At 42.4% G+C, this 26,453-nt stretch carries 23 protein-coding genes; 1 reads left to right on the top strand and 22 read right to left on the bottom strand.

What is annotated here, in order from left to right; translation table 11 throughout:
* Positions 1-47: 47 nt before the first annotated feature.
* From J0654_RS13230 to cyoE, 11 genes are all read right to left on the bottom strand, one after another.
* Positions 48-1,148, bottom strand: a complete 1,101-nt coding sequence (locus J0654_RS13230) for an efflux RND transporter periplasmic adaptor subunit (RefSeq protein ID WP_207029556.1) — start codon at positions 1,146-1,148, stop codon at positions 48-50.
* 33 nt (positions 1,149-1,181) lie between these two features.
* Positions 1,182-2,438: an ABC transporter permease gene (locus J0654_RS13225; RefSeq protein WP_207029555.1), complete on the bottom strand. Its 1,257-nt coding sequence runs from the start codon at positions 2,436-2,438 to the stop codon at positions 1,182-1,184.
* An 11-nt stretch (positions 2,439-2,449) separates the two neighbouring features.
* Entirely contained in the window at positions 2,450-3,694 is a 1,245-nt protein-coding gene (locus tag J0654_RS13220) for an ABC transporter permease (RefSeq protein ID WP_207029554.1), read from the bottom strand.
* A gap of 95 nt (positions 3,695-3,789) precedes the next feature.
* Entirely contained in the window at positions 3,790-4,002 is a 213-nt protein-coding gene (locus J0654_RS13215; RefSeq protein WP_207029553.1) for a hypothetical protein, read from the bottom strand.
* 6 nt (positions 4,003-4,008) lie between these two features.
* A complete protein-coding gene (locus J0654_RS13210) occupies positions 4,009-4,545 on the bottom strand; it encodes a DUF420 domain-containing protein (RefSeq protein ID WP_207029552.1) in 537 nt (178 codons plus the stop codon).
* A complete protein-coding gene (locus J0654_RS13205) occupies positions 4,542-5,285 on the bottom strand; it encodes an SCO family protein (protein ID WP_207029551.1) in 744 nt (247 codons plus the stop codon). Before J0654_RS13205 ends, J0654_RS13210 begins: the two co-directional genes overlap by 4 nt.
* Positions 5,263-5,898, bottom strand: coding sequence for a hypothetical protein (locus tag J0654_RS13200; protein WP_207029550.1), 636 nt, complete (start codon positions 5,896-5,898; stop codon positions 5,263-5,265). Before J0654_RS13200 ends, J0654_RS13205 begins: the two co-directional genes overlap by 23 nt.
* A gap of 73 nt (positions 5,899-5,971) precedes the next feature.
* Positions 5,972-6,355 carry a cytochrome C oxidase subunit IV family protein gene (locus tag J0654_RS13195; protein ID WP_207029549.1) on the bottom strand — a complete coding sequence of 128 codons (384 nt, stop codon included), beginning with the start codon at positions 6,353-6,355 and terminating at the stop codon, positions 5,972-5,974.
* A gap of 16 nt (positions 6,356-6,371) precedes the next feature.
* Positions 6,372-7,349, bottom strand: a complete 978-nt coding sequence (locus J0654_RS13190) for a cytochrome c oxidase subunit 3 (RefSeq protein ID WP_207029548.1) — start codon at positions 7,347-7,349, stop codon at positions 6,372-6,374.
* Between the two features lie 92 nt (positions 7,350-7,441).
* Positions 7,442-8,023 (bottom strand): cytochrome c oxidase subunit 3, encoded by a 582-nt coding sequence (locus J0654_RS13185; RefSeq protein WP_207029547.1) that lies wholly within the window; start codon positions 8,021-8,023, stop codon positions 7,442-7,444.
* A gap of 2 nt (positions 8,024-8,025) precedes the next feature.
* Positions 8,026-8,928, bottom strand: a complete 903-nt coding sequence (cyoE, locus tag J0654_RS13180; RefSeq protein ID WP_207029546.1) for a heme o synthase — start codon at positions 8,926-8,928, stop codon at positions 8,026-8,028.
* 117 nt (positions 8,929-9,045) lie between these two features.
* On the opposite strand from cyoE, the gene J0654_RS13175 reads away from it, so the two are divergent.
* Complete coding sequence (locus J0654_RS13175) at positions 9,046-9,945, top strand: MBL fold metallo-hydrolase (protein WP_207029545.1); 900 nt, start codon at positions 9,046-9,048, stop codon at positions 9,943-9,945.
* Positions 9,946-10,014: 69 nt separating this feature from the next.
* On the opposite strand, the gene J0654_RS13170 is transcribed toward J0654_RS13175, so the two are convergent.
* From J0654_RS13170 to J0654_RS13120, 11 genes are all read right to left on the bottom strand, one after another.
* Positions 10,015-10,719 carry an energy transducer TonB gene (locus J0654_RS13170; protein WP_207029544.1) on the bottom strand — a complete coding sequence of 235 codons (705 nt, stop codon included), beginning with the start codon at positions 10,717-10,719 and terminating at the stop codon, positions 10,015-10,017.
* A 62-nt stretch (positions 10,720-10,781) separates the two neighbouring features.
* A complete protein-coding gene (locus J0654_RS13165) occupies positions 10,782-11,132 on the bottom strand; it encodes a VanZ family protein (RefSeq protein WP_207029543.1) in 351 nt (116 codons plus the stop codon).
* Positions 11,133-11,181: 49 nt separating this feature from the next.
* Positions 11,182-11,562: a glycine cleavage system protein GcvH gene (gcvH, locus tag J0654_RS13160; RefSeq protein WP_207029542.1), complete on the bottom strand. Its 381-nt coding sequence runs from the start codon at positions 11,560-11,562 to the stop codon at positions 11,182-11,184.
* Positions 11,563-11,665: 103 nt separating this feature from the next.
* A complete protein-coding gene (gene sov, locus J0654_RS13155; protein WP_207029541.1) occupies positions 11,666-18,769 on the bottom strand; it encodes a T9SS outer membrane translocon Sov/SprA in 7,104 nt (2,367 codons plus the stop codon).
* Positions 18,770-18,774: 5 nt separating this feature from the next.
* Positions 18,775-19,356 carry a Holliday junction branch migration protein RuvA gene (gene ruvA / locus J0654_RS13150; RefSeq protein WP_207029540.1) on the bottom strand — a complete coding sequence of 194 codons (582 nt, stop codon included), beginning with the start codon at positions 19,354-19,356 and terminating at the stop codon, positions 18,775-18,777.
* A 21-nt stretch (positions 19,357-19,377) separates the two neighbouring features.
* Positions 19,378-21,675: an NADP-dependent malic enzyme gene (locus tag J0654_RS13145; protein ID WP_207029539.1), complete on the bottom strand. Its 2,298-nt coding sequence runs from the start codon at positions 21,673-21,675 to the stop codon at positions 19,378-19,380.
* Positions 21,676-21,799: 124 nt separating this feature from the next.
* The gene (locus J0654_RS13140) at positions 21,800-23,077 is read right to left on the bottom strand and encodes an MFS transporter (RefSeq protein WP_237685989.1); all 1,278 of its coding nucleotides are present in this window, start codon (positions 23,075-23,077) and stop codon (positions 21,800-21,802) included.
* A 178-nt stretch (positions 23,078-23,255) separates the two neighbouring features.
* Positions 23,256-24,176: a tRNA epoxyqueuosine(34) reductase QueG gene (gene queG, locus J0654_RS13135; RefSeq protein WP_207029538.1), complete on the bottom strand. Its 921-nt coding sequence runs from the start codon at positions 24,174-24,176 to the stop codon at positions 23,256-23,258.
* 44 nt (positions 24,177-24,220) lie between these two features.
* On the bottom strand, positions 24,221-24,631 hold the full coding sequence (locus J0654_RS13130) for a DsrE family protein (RefSeq protein WP_207029537.1): 411 nt from the start codon (positions 24,629-24,631) through the stop codon (positions 24,221-24,223).
* Between the two features lie 2 nt (positions 24,632-24,633).
* Positions 24,634-25,317 (bottom strand): Tat (twin-arginine translocation) pathway signal sequence containing protein, encoded by a 684-nt coding sequence (locus tag J0654_RS13125; RefSeq protein ID WP_207029536.1) that lies wholly within the window; start codon positions 25,315-25,317, stop codon positions 24,634-24,636.
* Positions 25,318-25,329: 12 nt separating this feature from the next.
* A complete protein-coding gene (locus tag J0654_RS13120; protein WP_237685988.1) occupies positions 25,330-26,412 on the bottom strand; it encodes a c-type cytochrome in 1,083 nt (360 codons plus the stop codon).
* Positions 26,413-26,453 lie beyond the last annotated feature (41 nt).

Below are 26,453 nucleotides of genomic sequence, written 5' to 3'. Positions count from 1 at the left end.
TGTTACAATAAATATTACTTTTTTTTCCGAAGGTGGTTTGTTAACGGCTATTCCTCAGCCAATGTGTTCCATACTTTAACTTTGTCAGTGGCCGCTATGCCTGACTTCACCTCCACAAAAATACCATCACTCACACCCAATTCCACTTCTTTTCGCTCAAACTGCTGATCGGCGGTTTCTACCTCAACAAAGGGCGATTTGGTATCATCATCAAACTGCACCAAAGCTTCTTTTACTGCCAAAACACTATCTGCACGTGCTAAAATAATGGATGCGTTGGCACTAAGCCCTGCTCTTATAAATACGGTATCGTTCTTTTTAAGTGTTCCCTTTATTTCAAATTGAATGGCGCCATTCTCCTCTTTTCCCTTGGGCGCGATATAATCCAGAACAGCATCAAAAACACGATTTTCGATGGCCCCCACGGTTATCTCCAACGGAAGATCTTCTTTTATTTTACCCACTTCGGATTCATCCACCTTCCCTTCAAATATCATTTTGTCCACATCGGCAATGGCAGCGATTGTGGTACCCTCGTTAAAGGTGTTGCTCTCAATCACCTGGTTACCGACTTCAACAGGTACTTCCAACACCATTCCGCTCACTGTGGCCTTGATCATGGTATTGGCCGAACTGCTCAAGCCACTCGTGGTACCCGTTTTTACAATATCATATCTTTTATTGGCTGCCGCATAGGCCTGTTTTGCTTGATCGTAGGACACCTGTGCACGTTCCAAATCAGTTTTAGGGATAACCCCTTTTCCAAAAAGTGTGGATTGGCGTTCATAATTACGTTTTTGATCGTCCAGATTTATTTTAGCTTCATCAATGGCGTTTCTGGCATCATTTAGGGCCGATAGGTTAGGCACTACTTTTATTTTTGCCAAAAGGTCTCCTGACTTCACATAATCTCCCCCTTCTACATAAATCTCTTCGATCACACCCGAAATATTGGGTTTGATCAATACTTCTTCCAAAGGAAGAATACTCCCCGTGGCCACTGCCTTTTTCACAATGGTCTGCTTGGAAGGGGTTTCCGTTTGATATACCACTGGGTCCTCAGCATTTTTCTGATACAAGTAGTACATGGAGCCACCGAACACTATTACGATGAGCAACAAGATGACAATGGTTACCGATTTTTTCATTTTAATTTCTGTTAATTGATTGATTCTTACCTATTATTCTGTTCGCAATGCTTCAATGGGCCTAACGCGTATGGCACTCCGTGCAGGTATAAACCCAGCCAGTAGCCCCGAAACCATTAAAATGGTCAAGGCTCCTGTCACCACTCCAACGCTTACACTTGGACTCATGAACATATCCACAGGCCCTACACTATCCAACAGGGAATTGATCCCAAAAATGACCAGGGACCCGAATATGATACCGACCATCCCCGAGATCAGGGTCAGGAAAATGGATTCCATCAAAATTTGTTTTTTTATGGACCAAGGTTGTTCTCCCAATGCCCTGCGTATGCCAATTTCCTTGGTACGTTCCTTTACCACGATGAGCATAATGTTGCTCACCCCTATAATTCCGGATAATAATACCATAATACCCACGATATAAGCAACCGCTTTTAAGGCTCCAAAAAGACTTTCGACACGGTTGTATTGCTCATAGAGGTCGAAATAGCCCACTGCGCGAGTATCTTCTGGATGTACTTTATGGCGTTGCTTCATCACATCCACAATTTTGTCCTTGAGCTGGGAAATGGAACTGCCATCGTTTGCTGTAATGGCCATCCACCCCACATCTTCTCCCCTATTAAAGGCTTGGGAAAATGAGGTGAAAGGGATAAAAATTTCCTTTTGGCCTTCTTCTCCTCCTCCGCTACTATTCTTTTTGTAGGTTCCTATGACCATGAAGTTGACTCCTTGTATTTTGATATAGGTTCCAAGCGCATCTTCATCTTTATCATAAAGATCATTTTTTACCCCTTGACCAATAATGGCCACTTTTCTTTTTTCCTTAATATCGTTGTAGTTCAAAAAGCGTCCGGAGGTCACCGCCATAGGGTCTTGGTTGATGATTTCGGGATAATCCCCATATACATTGTAAGCTCCGGTTCGGATTCCGCGAACCACATTGTTGTTGCCACCAAATCCGCCCAGTTGGTTCCGTGGTGAAATAAATCGAAGATTGGGCACATTATCCCGCAATGCGTCTACATCGTCTATCTTAAACTCAAAGCGTCGCCCTTTGGGCAATCCTTCATAACCTTTGGTGGTGGCCCTGGTCCACATAAACATGGTATTGGTGGCAATATTCCCAAAATCCTGTTTAATGCCATTCTCCAACCCCTTTCCTGCGGCCAACAATACAATCAGGATAAAGATGCCCCAGCAAACCCCAAAAGCCGTAAAGATGGTTCGCCACACATTGGTTGTGAGCACCTCTATAATTTCCCGCCATCTATCTTTATTGAACATATCAGCTTTGCTTATTCGTCCCTCAGGGATTCGATTACTTTAACTTTTGCCGCTCGGTAAGCTGGCACAAAACCAGCGAGGGTCCCAGCGACTATCAAAACAATTACAGTGGAAAAGGCCACATTGAAGTTTACGGAGGGATTCATAATGTAATCCACTTCTATATTAGGGCCGACCAGTTCCAACAGGGCCATACTGAATATCAATCCTCCAAAACCAGAAATTGCGGTAACAAAAATGGCCTCGTGAAGTATCATGGCAATAATGGACCATGGTTTCGCGCCCAAGGCTTTTCTAATTCCTATTTCGCGGGTGCGTTCCTTGACCACGATCATCATAATATTGCTTACCCCTACCACCCCGGCGATAATTGTACATACACCTACGAACCAGAAAAACAGTTTAATGTTATTGGTGAGACCATAGTAGCGCTTGGCCTCTTCCATTGCACTCCAGACCTCAATAGCCCCCGTATCGTCCGGAGCAATGGTATGGGTTTGCTGTAAATATTCTCGAAGTCCGTTTTTAAAATCAACCGCTTGGGCAACGGCCTTATCAAAATTTTCAGCTGGAGGCAATGTAAAGGACAAATTATTCACTCTATTGCCACCATTAAAAGTCCTTTGGGCAGTTGTAATGGGAATATAAATACGCTCTTCTTCGCGATCTTCCATTTCTTTGTAAACACCGATTACCTTAAATGGGATTCCCGAGATATCTATAAACTCACCAATAGGGGTATCGACATCCCCAAAAACATCCTTTTTTATTTTGTTGCCGATAATAGCCACCTTGCCATTGGAAGCTTCATCTTGGTAATTGATAAATCTTCCCTCCATCATTTTGGCGTTTTCTATAAACTGAAAATCAGAAGCAACGCCCTGAACCCCATAAATAAGAGCCTCCTTTCCATAATTTACACTAACACCACGTACAAATATCCTCGCGGAACCATATTCAATATCGTCATTGAAGATGGTGCTCGCTTTAGTATAGTTTTCGTTTACAAGTTGAATGCGTCGCCCAGGATTTAATCCTTTGTATTCTTTGGAAGTTACGCCAGGCCAAACCCAAACACTGGTAGAGGCATCTTGCTCGAACTCATGCTCAATACCATTGCGCATACCTTGACCAAAACCTAAAAGAATTACCAAAATAAAAATACCCGAGGCCACGGAAAGCCCGGTTAAAAAGGTGCGGAGTTTGTTCTTTCTTATGGTGTCAAATATTTCTTGCCACCGTTCCAGGTCGAACATGGGTTAGCGATTTTTGATTGATGAGTGACGCAAGCGTTCACTAGTAAGACAATTAAATCCGCTAAATGTTACAGTTTGAAGTAAAAAAGACAGGTTTAGCCTCTCATTTTTCTATAAATGAAGTAAAATAGACCCGCTACAAGAACATATGGTACAGCCATTAGATAAACAATTCCATTATTAATGGCTTCGGCAGTTTTTCCACCTGACTCGCTTTCGACCACTGCGCGGCACATGGCACATTGGGCCTCTGACACCGTTGGAATTACCAACAAAACAATAAGTATGATCAGAAATCTTGTTTTCATGGAAAGTTAATATTGATAATACGGTGAAATCATAATGTAGACCAAAACGCCTGTTATGGCCACGTACAACCAAATGGGAAAGGTATACTTGGCCCATTGCCTATGACTTTCAAAATCGTCCAAATATACCTTTGAATACGTGATCAATACCAAAGGAATCACCGAAATGGACAACACAATATGCGTCATCAAAATAAAGTAATAAACAAACTTGATGGCGCCCTCTCCTCCAAAAACAGTGGTTTCCGATGTCATGTGATAGGCAACGTACATTACTAAAAATAATGCCGAGAGTATAATATTGGTTGTCATCAACCTTTGGTGAATGCGTTGTCGACCATTTTTAATGGCGATAAAGGCAGCAATCAATAAAACTGCAGTCAAACCGTTGATTCCCGCATAAATGGGCGGCAAAAAAGATAGTGGTTTGGCGTTTGGAATCTTATAACCAAACAATAGGGCAACCACTAAAGGTATTGCAATGGAAATTACGGTTATTAACCTATTGAACCGTTTTTCTTTTAATGTAACTTCCTCGGTCATTCTGCCAATAATTTTTTAATATCCTCCTTTAAAATGGTGATCTGCTGTGTCTCTCCATCAGAATTCACCCCTTGCTCCTCGGTTATTGTTCCACGATAGTATATCAGCGGATTACCAAAATCATCTTCACGCGAACGAATATACCCATTTTTGTCAACCAACGCGAACATACCTGAATGCTCAAATCCCCCTGGAGCATCCTGGTCCTCACTGGCAAAGATGTAAAAACCTTGCTGTGCCAATTCATATATTTTCTCATGGTCGCCTGTCATCAAATGCCAGTCTTTGTCCGTAATTCCATATTTCTCCGCATATTCCGTTAATACGGATGGAGTATCATATCGTGGGTTGATGGTGAAAGATGCCACGCCAAAATCAGGATCATCTTCAAAAGTATCTTGCAGTTCTACCAGATTTTTGGTCATTATGGGACATATGGTGGGGCACGTAGTGAAGAAAAACTCGACCACGTAGACTTTACCCAAATAATCCTTATTAGTGACCAAAACACTGTCTTGATCATAAAACGAAAAGTCGGGCACTTTACGCTTTTCTCCTTGGTTGACCACAAAACCCACTTTGGTGTTTTTAGAACTAACGCTCATTCGGTCGTTTTCCACAATGGTGCCACCTTTTACACGCTTTGTAATTTCGTAAACCGCAAAAATTCCAAAAATCAAAATAATTGCGGATACCCAGATGTAGGTATACTTTTTCTTATTGTTCGCTCCTGTTGGCATTGTTCTTTTTTAGTGCCAGACGATACTCTGCCAAGATAATTTTGACATCGTCCACCATTTTATTGTTCAGTTCTGCTACGGAAGAGGTATCATAACCATATTTGACCCCTTCATCCTCGTCATCGGTACGCCCTCGTAGGCTTAGGTCCCTATCAACTATAAATACATTTGGGGTGGAAAGTTCCTCATCCAATTCAAGATTGGTTTGTAATGATTTAAACAACGTTTCGATTTGATCATCGGTACCAAAGGCAAATTGCCATTTGTCTACATTGGATAGTTTGCCCAATTCACTTTTTAACTCATCCACTTGCTGCTCATTTCCTTCCGGAACGACCATAATCATTTGAAAATCGTTGAATTCCCCAAATCTTTTATATATTTTTTGGTTAAGGTTGAAGGCATTCCCTTGCATCGCCTCCACATTATTTCCCAAAAATCCCAAAATGGTAATCTTGTTTTTGAATTGCACATTGGGGTCTATATCGGAAACTTCCAATACATTCTCGGTAAGGGTGGGCAAGCGTCCAAAATTATTTACCCCCGATGCAAAAAATAAATACACCACCACCGGGAGGATAAAAAGGACTCCTAATACGATTTTCTTTTTCATAGTTTTTTAACCCTACAAAAATAAAAAAAGACGGTTGGAAAACCGTCTTTTAAATTTGTTAAATGCTTTATGGTTAGAAGTTCCAGGTTATGAACCCATCCCTATATACATTGTGAATATAATCCGCTTCAAAAAGCAAGATGAATATCAAGTAGCAAATCAAGAATACCGGGGTCCATACAATCACTCTTCTCAAGGAAGTCTTTTCATCCCTTAAGTGCATAAAGTCCCATGCAATATAATAGGCCTTGACCAAGGTTAAGATGATGAAAATCCAGTTAAGCAGTTTCATGCCTAAAAGATGACTGTGGGTTAAAGCCCTTGGCTTAACAATACCCAAAGCAACCTCTACAGTGGTTACTATAGAAAGGAATATAAGTACTCCCCAAATCTTCTGGGTATTCGACTTGAATTTTAAAAGCCCTCTAAAAATCTCTAGTTTATGTTCGTGTGCCATTTATAATCAATGTTTTTTATACCAAATAAAAGAATGTAAATACGAATACCCATACCAAATCCACAAAGTGCCAGTACAGTCCAACTTTTTCCACCATTTCATAGTGACCTCTACGTTCGTAAGTACCCAAAATCACATTGAAGAATATAATGATGTTGATCACTACCCCAGAGAATACGTGGAATCCGTGAAACCCTGTGATAAAGAAAAAGAAATCGGCAAACAATCGATGCCCGTATTCGTTGTGTACTAGGTTTGCTCCCTCAACTACTTGATTGGCTTCCAAAATTTTCGCCAAGGACTGTTTTCTGTCCAAAAGGGTCTTCTCACCTTCTTCGTTCAATTGTTCGGTACGGATAAGAATATTCGGTGTTGCCTTAAAACCTTCAACAACCTCGTTCAACGAATAAGACGTTTTGTATCCTTCCGATTCGAACCAAATACCTTCACTAGCTTGGTGTTTCACCCTTTCTTCCGGCAAGGTTTCCGCAAAGTCGGCCAAAGCGGCCCTTTTACCTGTTTCGGCATTTACAAACTGAAGAATCCTACCTGAGTTTGTCTCGACCGCTCCGTAATCACCTTTTATAAAAGTTGCCCATTCCCACGCCTGTGAGCCAACGAAGATGGCACCACCGATAACGGTAAGGAACATATAAAGGATAACACTTTTCTGCTTCATTTTATGACCTGCATCCACTGCCAACACCATGGTTACAGAGGACATGATCAAAATAAAGGTCATAAATGCCACATAATACATGGGTGCTTCAACACCGTGCAAGAACGGAAAGTGGGTAAACACTTCATCGGCTATAGGCCAAAGTTCTATGAACTTAAATCTTGAGAAACCATAGGCTACCAAAAACCCGGAAAAGGTCAAGGCATCCGACATGATAAAAAACCACATCATCATTTTTCCATAGCTAGCGCCAAGAGGTCTATTTCCACCACCCCAAACGCTGTCTTCTGTACCGGTACTTACCGTTGCATCCATAAAAAAGGTCGTTTTATTAAAACTTTCACAAATTTACATTTTTTGATGTATTGTAAAAGACAAAGTTGAATGAAAACTGCTTCAATCAAATTTTATTTCACGAAATACATAAATAGAATTAGATATACCCAAAGAAAATCCAGGAAATGCCAAAAAGTGGCTCCCAGTTCCATGCCCAACATGTTCTCCGGTGTATATTTATTTCCAAGCTGTCTCACCAACACCACCAAAAGGGATATCAAACCTGCCACTACGTGGGCGATATGCACAGCTGCAATCAAAAATACATAGGACATTTTTATATTACTAGTGGGGCCGGTAAAATAATATCCATTCTCCAACATTTGGGAGAATCCAACGAATTGCAATGATATAAAGGTGATGCCGAGCGCCAAGGTGACCAACAAAAATATAGTCCCCATTTTTTGATTGTTCTTGGCCACTGATCGTTTTGCGATCAAATAGGTGACACTGCTCAAAATAATCATAGCGGTACTGATAAAGAATGCGCTTGGCAATTCCAAATCGCTTACCCAATCTTCTCGCTTGCTACTAACAATATAGGCACTGGTCCAACCGGCAAAGCCCATGATCAAACTCACAATGCCAAACCAGAGCATCATTTTTTTTGCCCTTCTGTTCTTTTCCTCTACTGTTCCTTGGGTTAAATCCATTTTTAGCTTATAAACTTATCTATTACGTATACTATTTGAATCAATGATATATAGGTAACACTGGCCAACATCAACTTTCGCGCTGATGGATTGTCCCTGTTTTCATATAATTTGACGGCAAAAAACAACATTGCCAGACCGGATAGCAATACAATTACTGCTGCAGGAATGGACAAATGCAAACGCCCCGTAAACCCGAACACGGGAATAATCGAAATTACAATCATCCAAATGGTATACAGGATAATCTGAATTGCGGTCCCTTTATCTTTTTTTCCTGTAGGCAACATTTTAAAGCCCGCTTGCTTGTAATCTTCATCCAACATCCAACCCAGGGCCCAAAAATGGGGAAACTGCCAAAAAAATTGAATCATAAATAAGGTTCCGGGCTCTATTCCAAAATCATCTGTTGCGGCTACCCAACCTAACATAAAAGGTATCGCCCCTGGAAAAGCCCCAACAAAAACCGATAAAGGGGACTTTGTTTTTAGGGGCGTGTAAACACTGGTGTACAAAAATATTGAGATGGCCCCGAACATGGCAGTCTTAGGACTAAGTGCCAATAGGGACAACACCCCTAGTACCGTTAGTGTTACTGCAATGATCAACGCGGTTTTTACCGACATCCTTCCCGAGGGAATCGGTCTGTTCCGGGTCCGCTTCATTAAAGCGTCCAGGTCTTTTTCTATAATTTGATTGTATGCGTTTGACGCCCCCACCATGCAATAACCTCCAAACATCAATAGCAGCAAGGATACCACGTTAATTTGGTAGGCCCCAAGAAAATACCCGGCAATGGAGGAGAACACCACGCTAACGGCCAACTTGGCCTTGGTTATCTCCTTAAAATCAGTAAGTAGTAAGGAAAGAGTATTGTTTTTTACGGAACCTACGGCAGATTTCATCCACATCTTTATTGGCTGGCAAAGATAACGCCACCGATTCTCATTTCCAACCTATTGACGGTCTTTGTATTATTTTTGATAATGAACTACTTTAACAAAAAACCAAAACAAAACATTATGCGCAACATCTTAAGTTTGATACTCCTTACATCCATATGGGCAGCACATGCCCAAGATGATAAAATCAACATAACAATTGACACCTTAACTCAAAATACATTTATGCTTACGGGAAGAGGTGGGAACATTGGTATTTATGTGGGACAGGATAAAGTTTTTATGATCGATGACCAATTTGCTCCGCTTAGCACAAAAATCAAAGAAACCATCGAAACCCTTACCGATAAGCCCATCACCTACCTTGTAAATACCCATATGCACGGTGACCATACAGGCGGAAATGTCAACTTCAATACTGATAATACCATTTTAGTGGCCCAGGACAATGTTAGAAAACGCCTAAATGTAAATGGAAAGGAGAAGGTATCCACCAACGAGATGAATCAAAAGGATTTTGAAAAATCATTACCAGAAATCACTTTTTCCGAAGACCTGACCTTTCATGATGGCAAGGAAACGGTGATGCTTTTTCATGTACACAATGCCCATACCGATGGGGATACCATGATCTATTTTGTCAATGAAAATGTATTGCACATGGGAGACACTTATTTCTCGGGCCGATATCCCTATATCGACTTGAACAGCGGAGGAAGTATCAATGGGTATATCGAGGCCCACAAAAAGGCCTTAATGGTAATCGATTCAGACACTAAAATCATCCCTGGGCATGGCAAGCCGTCGAACAAGTCGGAATTGGAAAACTATATAAAGGTCCTGGAAGACGTTAAGCAAACCATCCAAAAGGAAATAACTGCAGGAAAATCCTTGGAAGAAGTAAAGGGCAACAATGAGCTAACTTCCAAATATGATGCTTCTTATGGAAATGGGTATATCAATCCTGAAAGGATACGGGAAACCATATACCTCAGCCTCACCTCTTCTATTAACGAGTAAAAAAAAAGCCCTGACGTTTCCATCAGGGCTTTTCTCATTCCTGCCTCGACAGGAATAATATATATCTTCTTACTGAAGCTTAAATGTAATAGGAATACTGAAAGGAACCTTTACTGGTCTACCTCTTTGCTTTCCAGGAGTCATTTTAGGCAATTTTTGGATGATTCTCATTGCCTCAGCTTCCAAGTTCTTATCTGGTCCACGCATTCTAATGTTTCCGATACTTCCATCCTTCTGGATTACGAAAATTACACTTACCCTACCTTGAACTCCCATTTCTTGGGCAATTTCTGGGTAACGGAAGTTTTTACGAATGTGTTTCTGCATCATTTCCTGGAAACAGGCTTTTTTATCACTCGCTCCTTCACAACCTGGGAATACCGGCACATCCTCGATAACAGCAAAAGGTACACTAATGTCCTCTTCTACCTCTTCCACTTCAACTTCCTCGATTTCGATCACCTCTTCCTCTTGGCTAGTTTCAGTAGACTCGATTACAGTCTCTTCCACTTCTTCCTCATCTTCTACAACCTCGATTACTTCGGGGGCAGCAGGTGGCGGTGGTGGTGGTGGAGTCTTAATCTGCTCCGTCATTGGTACTTCTTCGTCCAACTGATCTTCAACATTCATAGAAATGTCATAATCATTTACCTTGTCATATTTTTTCCACTCCATGGCTCCGTAGACCAATGCCAAAACAGCAGCCAATCCTATAACGAAATATAGTGCGCTGTTTCTTCCTACATCTGCTTTCGGGTTCTTTTTTGGTTCCATCCTTTTCTCCTTTTCTAAATTTAGTGTTTGCTAATTTAATTATTAATTGGTTAAATAAACAATTAAAATTTCCATTTTAACGGGTTTTTCTTAGAAAAAACCCACCGAATCAGTCCTATTCCTGCAAATGCTCCTAGAGTATTTGCCAAAACATCGCCCCATTCGGCCATTCTATCGGTTGTGATCGTGTATTGTAATACCTCAATAAGTATACCATATAATATAGCGAAAAACAAAACAATAATCAAGGTTTTGTGCAAACCAAGGTTTCCCGTTGTTCTTTCCCGTAAACTTAGACACCCCACAAAAGCGAATGTCAGATAAAATATAAAATGGGTGATTTTATCGGCATAAGGGATATTCAGGCTTCCCGTATCCAAATTCATGCCCGAGAAAGAAAATAAGCTGAGCATTGTGATGACAACTACCCAGCTTACAAACAATAAGGTATATATATTTTTTTTAAGCACCTATCAATGCCTTGTAGTCGTCGGCACTCATTAAATCCTCCACTTCGGAAGGTTCGCTCAATTTTATTTTCACCATCCATCCATCGCCATAAGGGTCGGAGTTTACTTTTTCTGGCTCGTCCTCCAACGCTTCATTGAACTCAACGATCTCCCCGCTCAACGGCAGGAACAGATCGGAAACGGTTTTTACGGCCTCAACGGTTCCAAAAACTTCTTCCTTATCCAATGTTTCGTCCAAAGTCTCCACTTCAACGTAAACGATATCCCCTAGCTCGCTTTGGGCGAAATCCGTAATACCTACGGTCGCGGTATCTCCATCTATCTTGACCCACTCATGGTCCTTTGTGTACTTTAATTCTGATGGTATATTCATTACTTTTTGTTTGAATTAGTCGATGGGCAAATGTAACGGATTGCGGAAAGTTTTTCAAAGAAACTTTACGACAAAATAAAGGTAAGCATAAAAAATGCCAATCTTAGTTTCCAAAGTTGTATCGCAACGTAAAGCCCGTATTGATGGTAGTCTGCGGAAATGCCGTAGAAACCGCGAACTCCGAGAAAGAGTGATCGTAGAAGAACAGGGCGTTCAAACTTTTGCTCAGCGCATAGTCGGCGGTGAACTTTATGGACATCAATCTCTGTCCAGAAGTGATTTGATTATTATCGATATCCAAGTTTCTGATTATGGTAATGTTATCTCGAAGTGACAGGTCGGCCTTCAGGTTCAAGTCTCCCTTTAAACGAGTTTTCTCACCTCCGATATTCGTTACAAATTTCACATCTTTAAAGCGGTACCCCAACCCCACGGTATATTCGTTACCATTGATCTCCGTCAATAAATTGTTGTCAAAACTCAAGGACAAGGTTCTGCTGGTCCGCACCTCGGCCAAAAAGCTGAAGGAATTCTGCATTTCAAAATCCACGCGCATCAAGGGACTGAACTCATCTGTCAAAACCACATTATTGATCAATGTTTTGGGCAACAAATCCCCATTTTCCGTGTCAAATGTGGTATTCTGTCGCTCCAAATTGGTCTGGAACGAGTTTACACTGTAGGCGGCACGATATCCATGGCTCAACGAGAAACGCTTGAATTTCTTTTTGAACCATCTGTTCTTCATCAAACCTGTGTACTTTATGTTCCAGTTCGGAATCGGGATTTCACGGAAAGCATCCATGTTCACCCTATCCACATCCTGTCCGGTATATGCCGCAAAGAAGGCTGGGAGCAATACTTCTTGCTGTGTTTTACCATACCGTTCCGGGAAACCGTCCTCATCCAAGGTACCTGGACTTTCTCCCCTATCGGATACCAGTCTGTTGGCAATCGTAATCCTGTTTTGTTTGAATTGCTCAAAGGTTTCGGAATCAAACTCGTCACTTTTGTTAAATACAGTTCCTATCATCATAGTGGAGATACTAAAGTTCCCCATCTCGTTGATCAGTCCATCTTGGCCGTTCATCCATTCTTCCGGACTATAGCTTTCTTGCAGCGAACTCATATAATTTCTATCGGCGTTCAAGTCTATGGTCAAGTCTTGGGTCGGCTGTGCCGTAGCGGTAATGTTGAGTTGCTTGTTAGTGTTCTGCATGAACTGATTGCTGTACTCGGGATAATCCGTGAGCCATCCTCTACGTGCGGCCTCGAACCTTACATCTGCCTGACTACCGAAAACAAAGCCCAAAGTAGGGCGAGTAGTACCGATGAATCCGATAGATTGTGTATAACCCGGCAATACCGTACCTCGATTTTCGCTATAATTTACATTGACCCTTTTTACCATGGTCAGGATATCCACCAAAGTATTGAAACCTTTGCTTGTTTTTCGCGGACCGTTGGTTTCTTCACGATTGGCAGGGTTGCCCGCCTTATCCCTTCTAATTGCAGCTTGGTTTGCAGTTACTTTTCCATCACGTTTTTTTAGACCCAAAAAGTCATAAAAACGCTGCATGCTCATATTGGCCGTCAAGTTATGGGTACTTGCGTTCTGGACCGTATTGATGTTTTCCCCCGCTACTTCGAGGAGCGCATCGCCCCCACGTTGCCAATCAAAATTACTGGTGTAGGTATATTGGGCATTAATAAAATTGAGGAATGGAATCTTGCTGAACGGTAATTCGTAGTTCAACTGCATTTGCTGTGAATGCCTGTTCGGTTCACCAATATCAAAAAAGCCATCCCACAAATCCAAGGCCTGGTTGATTCCGGAATCGCGATCATCGTCCACATTGAAATAATTACGGACAATATTGTTGTTGGAGGCGGTCAGATTCAACCGTAGGGATTTTGTCAAACTATAATTGAGGGCATATTGCCAGTTAAAAAGATAGTTTCGCTGTTGCAACAAAGGCAATTCCAAAGCATCCACACCTGGCTCCAGTACATCCCGATATCTTTGCTGATTAAAGGAACGGTTATAATTCGCGTTTACCGATAAACTTGTGGGTAGTGCGTTAAAGTTCAAATCCTTCAGCCATTGCCAATATTTTCCCGTAAGCATGGAGTCCTTTTTAGCAAATGGCGCCACGGGAGCGGGCCTAAAGTTGTGATTGTACACAAATCCTGTAGACACGTTTTGATCACGAAGCTCTGCAACCTCGAAGTCCCGGTGGTCGGTTTCGTTATAGGAATAATTAAAGGTAAAGTTTTCCACATCGAAGAAATTCTCTTCGGCTTCCTCTCCCCTATTTTTTCTAACCCCGATCAGGTTAATGCTGGTACGTTTTGTGTAATCCTCTGCCTGTTCTTTAATAGCTTCTGCCTCTTCTTGCGTTGCTGCTGCGGCAATCCTATCATCCAACCTTAAGTCGTCATAAACGGGGTCGAACTCGGGTGTGATCAACGTTTCGGAAATTCCGTAATTGAACGGTAGCTGAAGGTTCCACTTTTTCGGGAACAATTGTCCCACGTTCACATTCGTGACCACATCGTAGGAGATGGCGTCTTCCAAGGCACGCTCTGTTGGTGTTTGGTCAATACTGCCAAAGCCCGATGTACTTCTGCTTCCTGTAGCGGTTACGTTGGCAAAATCGGCCATGTTGGCATCCAAGGCAGCGGTTGCGGCCCAACCACCATTGTTTTCCAGACCTGCCAAGCGGAGCTCATTGAACCAAACTTCACCCCGAGCTGGAATATCATCAATGTTTTTGATACCTACCATCATGCCGCGAATACTTCCCAAAGATGGATTACCTCTTATTCCTATTCGAACCCTTCCCACGGTTCGAGGAGCAAATTCATCAACAAGCACGGCCTCGCCGTCCACAATTTCATAGTAATTTATTTCATCCAAAGTCTGATTGGATATCCCTTGGGATTTTACTTTGTTCAGATCGTTCAATGCCACATCTATTTCGTTGACATCGGGCCAAATCTCTTCTGCGGATGAAGCTCCAAACGAAGTAAATTGAAGCGGCAGCTCAATCTGATAGAAATTTTCGGAGAAATCGGTACCAATCCGTAGGAATCCAACCAATGGTGTATCGCTATCAGAGTAATCGGTATTGAATATTTTTTCGGCGTGCATGAACATTTTCAAACGCTTGTACTGACGCACATCGATATTTACATTCTTGAATACCCCTCGAGCGTCCTGAGACTCCAAATTCTCTACCACAAAAGACAGGGACTGCTCATTTTGACGAATAATCGTGTTGTTATTGTTCAGCTGCTCACGTACTACTCCAGGGGGCAATACATAAGGTATGGGCTGTCTTCCGTAGTTTTCTTCAATGTTCACGGTATTCACATCGGTCACGGTAGCATCGTCCGAAGGGTCGTTGTCCACATTGGGCTGCAAAGACTTGGTGTAAGTCCTCCAATCGCCACGCACCAAATCCAAGGTTGCAAATCGAAGTACAACATCGTCCGAAAACCCGGTAAGGTACATCCGCATGAAACTGATCGACCTAAAATCCGAGATTCCACCTACGGCATCGGTAAAATCACTCAATGGAATTTTATACTGGATCCATCTGCGGTTCAATTGTGTGCCATTGGGCAATGTTGGTGTTTGCCCTTCGCGGATATCGGTGACATATTGATCATCAATAGTAGTGTTTGGCTTTATCTGGATGCGGTATTCGTAATAACTGTTCACCGTATTCATGGTCAAATCCCTGTCAATATCCTCAACATCCGGTAAAGTAGTGGAACCTCTATTGGTATTGGTCACTTCTACCGGTGAGTTTCCCTGTGTATTGTTGAAATCAAAATAACGCTCCAAGATTCCACCTTCTCGGTTCAGGTAATATTGATAATTGTCCAAAGCAGGGTCTTCTGCAGGACCATTGTAAATTGTGGCTTCCTCAGCATCACCGTACCCGTCCAATCCAACATCTTGGGCCGATCGATTGGTCTCATCCGCATCAAAAGCATACACTAAAGACTGGGTCGAAGGTACTTGACCCCAAATGGTTTCCCTTGGCACTTCATTGTTGGTGCTAGCCGGCAATCCATTTTCGTATTGCTTACGACCATCCTTTAGGATGTCCTCGGAAATATTTCCCAAATTCAGCACTAGCTCCCCAGCGTTGGCGTCCGTTGTTTCGCCATCAATGTAGGGGTCCAAGACCCAAAATTGGACAAATTCCACGTTGGACTGCTCAAAGTTGGTACTGCTCAAAGGCCTCATAATTCCACCCCACTTGTTATCCGACGTTTCCGATTCAAAACTTGGGTTGGCATTGTACGGTCCTTTCTCATTTGGATAATAAACAATATCCAAGGTACTTTGAACCTGCGTTTGTCCCTGGGCAATATCGGTTTCGGTAAATACCTCATCAATAAAAACCCTACGGGTGGAGTTCAAAGAAATATCGTTGTCCGACATTCCAGAAGGTCTTTGATTAGTGTAAAAAATGGGGTCGATGGTGTACCACGCCATTTTTGCACGTTCGTAACCGACATCGATTCCAGTTCTATCGTTCAAAAATTCAACAGGGGGACTAGCCAAGGTCCATCCCAATGATGATCGTATATCAATCAATGCCTGTGCGCCTTCAAAATCATCCAGATAGGTGGTGGTTTCTCCCCTAAAGTCTGCATTTTTGGGCGAATTAGGCCTCAAGAAGGCCACTTCACCACGCAAGGACAGGTTGGAAGGTACGTCAGTATCGATATTTGGCAACTTATTGGCCAATCTTGTCAAGAAGGGTATTTCGGTACTGAAATTTCCGTTCAGTCCAAAAATGGTATTGTTGACGGGCTCAATCCCGTAATTTGATTTTTGTGTCAGCGGTCGCTCGTTCAAATTCAGCAAGGTTCCCCCCAGAACAAACTTATCGTTGAACTTGTGCTCTACGTTCACCCCTGCAAAGCGTCTGGTCTGCTGGCCAAAGACCGCATTGTTCTCCACAGAAATATTGATGGGTGTATTGGATGCTTCCAAACTTGGGTCGAGAAGCTGAACCGTACCTGCCTGATAGTTCACCGTATAGTCAATACCTTCTTGCAACTGTCTTCCACCAGCGGTCACGGTCACCGAACCCTGTGGTACATTAAAGGCACCGATCGGGATACCGTTATTGGATTGTGAGGTATACTGTCCTTTTATCTGGAATCTGTTTTTTTCGGCGTCCTGTAACGAAGCAGCTTTGGTTTTGGCGTACATGTTACGGAATACATACTTTCTCTGGTTTGGATTGTACCCTTGGTCGTTGTCCACATCATAAACGCCACCACCCAATCGTTCGAAAAGATATTCCCCGAATGGTTCCACCTTGGTGAAAATAATACGCCCTGATTGGGAATCTACGGTAATCCCTTCTACATAATCAAAAAATCCATCCCCTCCTGGCTGTACATCGTTGTAAGTGTTAAGCCTGTCCAGATTAAATACGCTCAATAAAATCTGATCCTGTAATCCTGTAGGCCAACCTGCATTGGGATCCACTGGTGTGATGTAGTTTCTTGGGGTAGGATCGGAATATAAAATGTTTAATTTAAAGTCTTCTTGATTCAGTTGATAAGCTCCCGTGGAATAGATATTTTTCATCATCAGATCCCAAATAGGATCTTGGACATTGGTGATATTACTCTTCAGTAACTTTAAAACCAATGCATTGTTCTCTATCAAGTTGGAGTTTGGTGGAATAGTTGTGGCATCCACCCCTCCATTGGCAAATTCTCCCACTTGGAACACCTGTCCGTCATAGGTGTATTGGAAAGCAACACCCAATACCTCGTCATTGCTCAGACTTTGGCTCAAAGAAATGTATCCCAATTGGGAATCGAACTCATAATCACGCCCCGGCTCCAATTTTCTTGCGTTCTCCAAAATAGCATAATCAAAACCTTGATTTACGTTATATCCTGGAATATTGAACCCGGATTCCACCGTTGCAATGTCGCGAATGGACTGTGTTAGCGCCCCGCTTCCAATTTGATTGGGGTCGTAGGCATTGGCACCGTTCTGAGGCAGTCCCGTTGCAGCAGCTTGGGCATTAAAAAAATTAGCTGGGTCGCCATTGTTGACACCAATACGGGTATTATCCGAAATACCTTCACCCAAATCCTGGATGGCCACTACGTTCCTAACGTTTTGTGTTTGTTGGTTTCGGTTGGTTACCCAAACTTCCAAACGGGTAATCTGTACCTTGGTCTGTATGAATGGATAGAACTCAAGTGCACGATCATAATTATCACGGAAATAATGTGCCAAGAAAAAGTGCCTGTCCTCATCGTAATCCAAAGCCGTTAAGGAAAACTCGTTTACGGTACCACCCCCTTGGGCAACTACGGTATTGTTTTGCGAACGTTGCTCGGAAAAGACCGCGGTCACCGTGGTTTTCCCAAACTGAAGCTGTGTTTTTACACCAAATAAACTCTGGGCACCCGTAATCAAGGAGCTATTGAGCGGCATGCTCACATTACCCACTTCTATTTTTTGAAGGATATCGTCTTCTGTCGGTGTATAATCCAACTTCACCAAGTTCTGGAAATCAAAAGTAGCTTCGGTATCATAATTCGCGGTAACCTGAAGACGCTCGCCAACTTTCCCCAGCAAACTCAAACTGATTCGCTGGTCAAAATCAAAAGAAAGATTGGTTCTGTTCCTGGGCGACAACGCGGGGTTGTCATTTTTTTGCCACAACACGCCCAAATCCATGGCCACGGACCCTTGCGGGATTACCTCAATGGTATTTCCGCCAAAAATGGTCTCAAAAAAGTTGCTGTTCACATAAAAATTGGGCAAAAGATTTCGTCGTGCTTCCTCACTTCCTTCCTTTTTCCCAGCGTAGGCATCTGCCTTTTGCTTAAAGTAGGATTTCATCTGCTCCTTTTCTACCAGATCATAGTATTGTTCTGGGGTGAGGATTACAGGATAGTTTACATTGAAGTCCCCTATGCTTTCTGTATAAACGTATGTATTGGTCTTGGGGTCGTAGGTATATTTTGCAACAATACTATCGGGGTTTTCCATGATGAGACGACCCAGCTCAATCCCTGTTTTTACGGAATCTTGAGCCTGTTCGTTGGTTTCCTGAGCCATTAGGTTGGATATGGACAGCAAACAAACAACAAAGAAAATGTACTTAAAACGAGTTGGTTTAAGTATTGGTTTTGCCCCTCTTTTCAAACTTGTTACAAATTTTTCAGCGCCTGTTTAATAATGTTCTCTACGCTTAACGAAGTGTCTTGGGAAAGTACCTTGTCCACCACCTTTTCGGATTGCTTTCTGGTAAAACCAAGAACCTCTAATGCAGATAACGCTTCTTCTTTATTTGTATTGTTTGATTGTTGTGAAACTTCGCCCATGTCATAGACTTTTAAAATCTTGTCCTTAAGATCCAAGATTACACGCTGGGCCGTTTTGGCCCCAATCCCTTTTACAGACTGGATTATAGGCACATCGCCATTGGCTATGGCATCCCTAACATCGGTTGGGGACAAAGAGGACAACATCGTACGTGCCGTGCTCGCTCCTACCCCTGAAACCGATATCAGTAAACGGAATACTTCGCGCTCCGCCCGATCGGCAAATCCGAATAGGGTATGGGAGTCTTCTTTGACCAATAAATCGGTATAAATAAATATGCTTTCCTCATCTGGAAGTAAGGAAAACGTGTGCAGTGATATATTTAGAAAATAACCCACCCCATTACATTCCACAATGGCATAAGTTGGATTTTTTTCTACCAATTTTCCTCTTAAATGGGTAATCATATGTAGTTGGTTTGGTCGGGATTATTCCCCTTGTATTTTTGCTTTTCTCCTTTTCTCTCGTTCTTGGGCATCGATCACGGCGACTGCGGCCATATTCACCATTTCGTCCACACTGGCTCCCAACTGTAAAATGTGGGCCGCACGGGTAAGACCGACCATTATAGGCCCAATGGAATCAGCATTGTTCAGGCCTTTCAACAATTTATAAGTGATATTGGCGGATTCCAGATTCGGAAAAACCAAGGTGTTGACCTTTTTACCCGAAATTTTGGAAAAAGGGAAGTTTTTATTGCTCATCTCTGGATCAAGAGCGAAGTCTGTCTGAATTTCTCCATCAACGACCAAATCAGGGTTTCTTTCATGTAAAATCTTCACCGCTTCCCGTACTTTTTTAGCATGTGGATGGCCCGACGACCCAAAGTTCGCATAGGACAATAGGGCCATTACCGGGTTAAAACCAAAGGTTTTGGCAACGTTGGCCGTCATTTGGGCAATCTCGGCAAGCTCCTCCGCATCGGGGTCGATGTTAATGGAAGTATCTGCCAAAAACAATGGCCCCCTATCCGTGATCATAATATTTACCGTGCTGGCATTCTGAACATTTTTGGCCCTTCCCAGCACTTCAAATACAGGTCTTAGCACTTTTGGGTAAGCCCTGGAATAACCGGATATCATTCCATCGGCATCCCCTTCTTTGAGCATCATTGCACCAAAATAGTTGCGCTTGCCCATGTTCACCCTTGCACTGTATTTTGTTTCCCCTTTTCTTTTTCTAAGCTCCCATAACTTTAAAGCATAGGCCGTCCTCATCTCCTTAAATTCGTCGGAACGGGGGTCAATGATGGGGACTTCGGCATCAAATTCGAGTTCCTTTTTTAAACTCTCAATAATTGCTTTGTTCCCCAACAATATAGGTATGGCAATACCTTCATCGTGTACGATTTGTGCTGCTTTCATCACGTCCAGCAACTCGGCTTCAGCAAAAACAATTCGCTTTGGGTTGACTTTGGCCCTGTTATGCAGTAGTCTAACAACCTTGTTATCGTTTCCAGACCTTTGGTAAAGCTCTTCTTCATATTTCTCCCAGTCTTGAATTGGCAAACGAGCGACACCGCTTTCCATAGCCGCTTTAGCAACAGCAGGCGGTATCTTGGTGATCAAGCGGGGGTCAAACGGTTTTGGGATGATATAATTCCTGCCAAATGTTAGCCTTGTGGCATCGTAAGCAATATTCACTTGTTCAGGTACGGGCTCACGGGTTAGATCGGCCAAAGCTCTTACAGCAGCTTTTTTCATCTCCTCGTTGATTTTTGTTGCCCTTACATCCAATGCTCCCCTGAAAATAAATGGAAAGCCCAACACATTGTTTACCTGATTCGGGTGATCGGAACGACCGGTGGCCATAATAATGTCCTTCCTTGTTTTACAGGCCAAATCATATTCAATTTCAGGATCAGGGTTGGCCATGGCGAACACAATGGGTTTCGCTGCCATGGAATTAAGCATTTCAGGAGATACGATATTGGCAATGGAAAGCCCAATAAACACGTCCGCATCTTTCATGGCTTCCTCCAAGGTATCTATTTTTCTGTCGGTCGCAAATTCCTCCTTTTGTGAAGTAAGGTTGTCCCGATCGCTACGGATAACACCTTTGCTATCCAACATAACGATATTTTCGGCCTTGGCCCCAAAAGATTTATAGAGCCGTGTACATGAAACTGCAGCGGCCCCAGCGCCACTCACAACAATTTTGACCTCCTCGATTTTTTTATCTGCAATTTCCAGTGCATTCAACAAAGCAGCCGCAGAGATGATTGCGGTCCCGTGCTGATCATCGTGCATTACGGGAATATCGAGTTCTTCTTTTAACCTACGTTCAATCTCAAAGGCTTCAGGAGCTTTAATGTCCTCTAAATTGATTCCCCCAAAGGTCGGAGCGATTGTCTTAACGGTTTCAATAAAACGATCAACATCTGTGGTGTCCAGTTCCACATCTATTCCATCGATATCAGCAAAAATCTTAAACAAAAGGCTTTTTCCTTCCATCACAGGCTTTGAAGCTTCCGGACCAATGTTACCTAGGCCCAAAACCGCTGTTCCATTGGAAATTACCGCGACAATATTCCCTTTTGCAGTGTATTTATATACATCGTCCTTGTTCTTTTCGATTTCCAGACAGGGCTCCGCAACCCCGGGAGAATACGCCAATGCCAAATCCCTCTGTGTAGAATAAGGTTTTGTTGGTACAATCTTTATTTTTCCTGGTTGTGGCTTTGCGTGGTATAGTAACGCTTCGCGCCTCTGCTTTTCCTTGCTCATATCGTCGAAAATGAATTGGTAAAGTTAGGGTATTCCAAGCTTTTATCGGAAAATCCGAAGAATCAATTTCTACTAAAATAAAAACCAAAAATGTTTACGCCCAATGTAACCTCAGTTAAACTGATCAAGCGTCCAATGGATATTCTTCCTTCGCTTTTGATACATTGAGACGCATGGCCAAAACAGCAGCAATAACGAAAAATACGGCTGCAAACAACATGGCATTCACTGAGTTGGCACCAAGAAGGTTTTTAAAGATGGGACCAAAAGTCAATGTTTCGATTCCCATTGGAATTACGATCATCATATTCAATATTCCCATATACACGCCTCTTCTCTCTTGAGGTACGATTTTCGAGACCATGCTGTACGGTATTCCCATCATGGCTGCCCATCCGATTCCGAAAAGCACCATGGGGAACAACACATAAACAGGATCTTGAATATATGGGATTGAAAATAGCGCTATTGCAGTACCGAAAAGACTTAGTGCATATATTTTTTTTCCTCCAAATCGCATGGTCAATGGAACCAAAACCAATGCCACTACTGCAGTGACAATATTATAGGTCGTACTCATTTTTGCAGCTTGGGCAGCTGCCTCGGAAGTATCATAACCCAAAGACACCCTGAACAAGGGGGTTATGTATTGCCAGTATACAAAAAGGGCATACCACTGAAACAGGTAAACTCCTGATAACTTCCACATGAACTTTGGCATTTCCTTTACCGCATGGATGATTTCCACAAAAGGTACCTTAAACCGTTCCATAAACGGTAATGCCTTGTGCTTGTTGATCTCGGCCAACTCTTCATCTGTTGGTGGTATTTCAGGGGTTTTTAGAACCGACCATAAAATGGTGACGATGGAAAGAAAAGACCCTATAAAAAAGGAATAGTATAACCATTTGGGAACTGTCCCTTCAATTTCCTTTCCACCTCCGAACCAGTCCTGAAACAAAAATATGGAGGCATTGGCCAACAGGATACCTGCGCCTACAAAAAGACTTTGCATCTGATATCCGATACTGAACTGTGACTCGGGTAATTTATCGCCCACAAATGCCCTGTAGGGTTCCATGGCCATGTTGTTCCCAACATCCAAAATCCAAAGCAAACCTACTGCAAACCATAAAGCAGGACTTAAGGGAAATGCAAACAAACATAAACTTCCCAATAGCGCCCCAATCAAAAAGAAGGGTTTTCGCCTTCCCCAACGAGGAGACCAAGTTTTATCCGATATGGCACCGATTATGGGCTGCACTATCAACCCGGTTATGGGGCCTGCTATATTTAAGATGGGCAATATCTCCTCCTTGGCACCCAAAAAAAGAAAAATTGGGTTTATGGCACTTTGTTGTAGGCCAAAACTATATTGAATCCCAAGGAATCCAACATTCATATTAAAAATTTGCCAAAAGCTTAATTTGGGTTTTTTGATTTTAATCATCTTATCTGTTTAGCTAGTCATCAATATAATCCTTGGAAAAATAGGAATATCTCAAGAATATTGCTCAATATAGTGTTTTTTCTTTTTGAGCTAAACCCATAAAACCAGTTTTGAGCAAACAAGACACACTCTATTTTTTCAAAAAATCAATATTCCGTTTTAGACCGGATAGTTTTGTTCGTTTTACCGCTGACTTTTTGAAAATTTTCTTAAAGACATCTTCTGTGATTTCCTCCCAGTCTTTTTTGCTAAATGACAATAGTTCTGGATTTGGATTGAACAAGGGTTCCTTGTGAGGTTTTGAAAATCGATTCCATGGACAAACATCCTGGCAAACATCGCAGCCAAACATCCAATCGTCCAATTTTCCTTCAAATTCAGATGGAATCTCATTTTTTAATTCTATGGTAAGGTAGGAAATACATTTACTGCCGTCCACCACATAAGGTTGCACAATGGCATCGGTGGGACAGGCATCGATACAAGCCGTACATGTACCGCAGTGGTCTGTAACGGGAGTATCATATTTCAGCTCCAGATCCACGATCAGCTCCGCAATAAAGTAATAGGACCCCACTTGTTGGGTAAGCAAATTACTGTGCTTCCCAATCCATCCCAGACCACTTTTCGCAGCCCAGGCCTTATCCAACACAGGGGCAGAGTCCACAAAAGCCCTTCCGTGAACCTCGCCGATTTCCTCTTGAATAAAATGGAGCAAGCTTTTGAGCTTGTCCTTTATCACAAAGTGATAATCCATTCCATAGGCGTATTTGGAAATCTTATAGGAATCTTGGTTTTGTTCTTCAGAGGGGAAGTAATTCAACAAGAGTGATATTACCGACTTTGAGCCTTCCACCAATTTTGTGGGATCCAGGCGCTTATCAAAATGGTTTTCCATGTACTGCATTTCCCCATGCATGTTTTGGTTAAGCCACTTTTCCAAACGGGGAGCTTCCTCTTCCAAAAATTCGGCTTTGGAGATACCACATGACAAAAAACCGAGACGCTTGGCCTCGGTTTTTATCAACTGTGTATGTTCTTCGGCATTCACGCCTTAAAGTTAATCTATATAAATCAGTATTTGAAAAATGCTTCTCAATTCACTTCCTTGATATAGCCCCATCCTTGTTTTTGGAGCTTCACAATTTCAAAAATACCGTCGGGGACAGATCCTATTCCGGGAATAAGATCTCCCATTTCCATGTTGTGCCTTTTCATGGTCTGTGCACAAACTACTACGGAAACATTATCCCTTTTAACCACTTCTTCCAAAGTTTCCCCGGCAGCAGATGATTTTCTGTCCACCATTTTTATTGCTCCGCTGTAGACCACCAGTTCAAATTCCGATTCTGGATAAGCCTCCGCCATTAATCTTAAATGTTTGGCAGCGGTCCTATGCACATCGGGATTACTGCTGGTTACATCAAATACTACTTTGATGGGTTCGCTCTGTGCCAATGTCAATCCTGACACCAATAACAGTAAACTTAAGATGAGGTTTTTCATGTTTAAATGGTATTTCCCGCGAAAATGTATCCGCAACCTTCTTCTTGGGCTCTTCCCAAGGCCCATACACCAGAAGGCACGATTTGGATTCCGGGCAATACGGCTTCTTTCCATTCTTCATAGACTTCACCTGCATCTTTTCCCATTTGTTGGGCGGCTGCACCGCTATATACTTGCAAAGCAAGGTTACAAACACAGAACATGGCTCCACGTCCCATCATATCCTTAATACCTTGAATTACCGGCATAGGAAAATCTCCTTCTTGTGGTTCGTAATATGGATTTCTGTCATATATAGCGCCATCGGCTGTTTTTACATGGAACATTTCGCCCAAAGGATATTTTTTCCAAAGGTCGGAATGAAGGGCAAATGGTATGGCATCGTGCCTTAAAACGGTCATTGCCGTAACTTCATCATCCGGTGAGCCCATCTCGTTGTTGGACAAATAGTAGGCCCAGTTCCAAATTATTGGGAACCCATGATGTGGGTAAGATCCATCGTATACCACCCTGTGTTTTCCCTTGATTGTTTTCATCCAAGATTCAGCATCGTTCATTTCTGAATCGGTAAAATCGGTCATTCCCGCGAATACAGGATTTGTGAAAGCCGATAATGTGGATGCAGTGGCACCCAGCATCATAGCTCCCATAAAATTTCGTCTTGATGTTGTCTCTGTTGTTCTCATTGTCACGTTTGTTTATTTGGTTTTACGCAGTTGATGTTCCTTTTGGTAGTAATCCATAATAGGTTGGAACGGACCTAATTGGTGCTGTTCGGGAGAGAATGGGTCCGCATATGGACCGTAGGGGGTAGAAACTGGTTTTTTAACCAGGTCGGGGAAGTCTTTTTCTCTGTTAGACTTTGTTGGTCTTAATTTTTGGTTGATGTAGCCTGCTACGTCGTAAGCCTCTTCATCGGTAAGTGTAGGGTTATCAAAGGTGACACCAAAAGGCATGTTTCCTTTGATAAATTGGGCAGCTGTGATCACACGTGTCATACCAGCTCCGTTGTTATAAGAATCGTTTCCCCAGAGTGGTGGGTAAAGATATAAGTCGTTTTGTGGTAAACGCTGGCCTTGCCCATCGGCGCCATGACAGATTACGCAATGTTTTTCATATACATTTTCCCCATGGGCCAAATCAACCGCTCTTTCCGGGAGATCTACTTTTAAAAACCCTTGTCCTTCTATTTTTCCATTTGATGGCGCAGCACGGCCCAACCAATCCATATAAGCCACCATGGCTTCCATGGCATCGCTGTTTTCCGGTAATTTTTTTCCGTTCATACTGCGCTCCATACATCCATTGATTCTTTCCTGGATCGTTCCGATTTTATTCTCACGTCCTCTAAACTGTGGAAATCTTTTGACCACTCCAATCAGCGGTGCCGCATAGGGCTTGGTCCCTCCATCTAAATGACAACTTGCACAGGCAAGGTTGTTGCCCGCATATATCTGTGTTGAATCCTTTTGTTTAGGACCAATGTGCAATGGTGTATTTCTGAAAATGTCAAATCCTTTTTTTACAAGTATGTTTTTTTCGGTCAAAGGTAAGTTGCCCACATTGTAATCCATGTAGTACACTCCATCCGGAATTGAGGCAAACCCTTTGTCGACATTGCCAAAATTAAATCCGAAGCGCGTCATCATAATACCAAAGGCAATTACGATCATCAATGCTGAAAAAATTCCAATATACATAACCAATTTACGTATTTGACCAGTCACAAGCTGGACATCATCCATTTCGGATGTTCCTGAGTTTTTAAGGTTATCCCCCATGATTTCAATAAGTATTAATAGAAAAGTTTCCGAAAGGAAAT

The sequence above is a fragment of the Flagellimonas profundi genome (assembly GCF_017313275.1).
GTDB lineage: Bacteria > Bacteroidota > Bacteroidia > Flavobacteriales > Flavobacteriaceae > Flagellimonas > Flagellimonas profundi.
The sequence above is the reverse complement of the archived record's forward strand: the minus strand, read 5'-3'. Positions and strand labels throughout refer to the sequence as shown.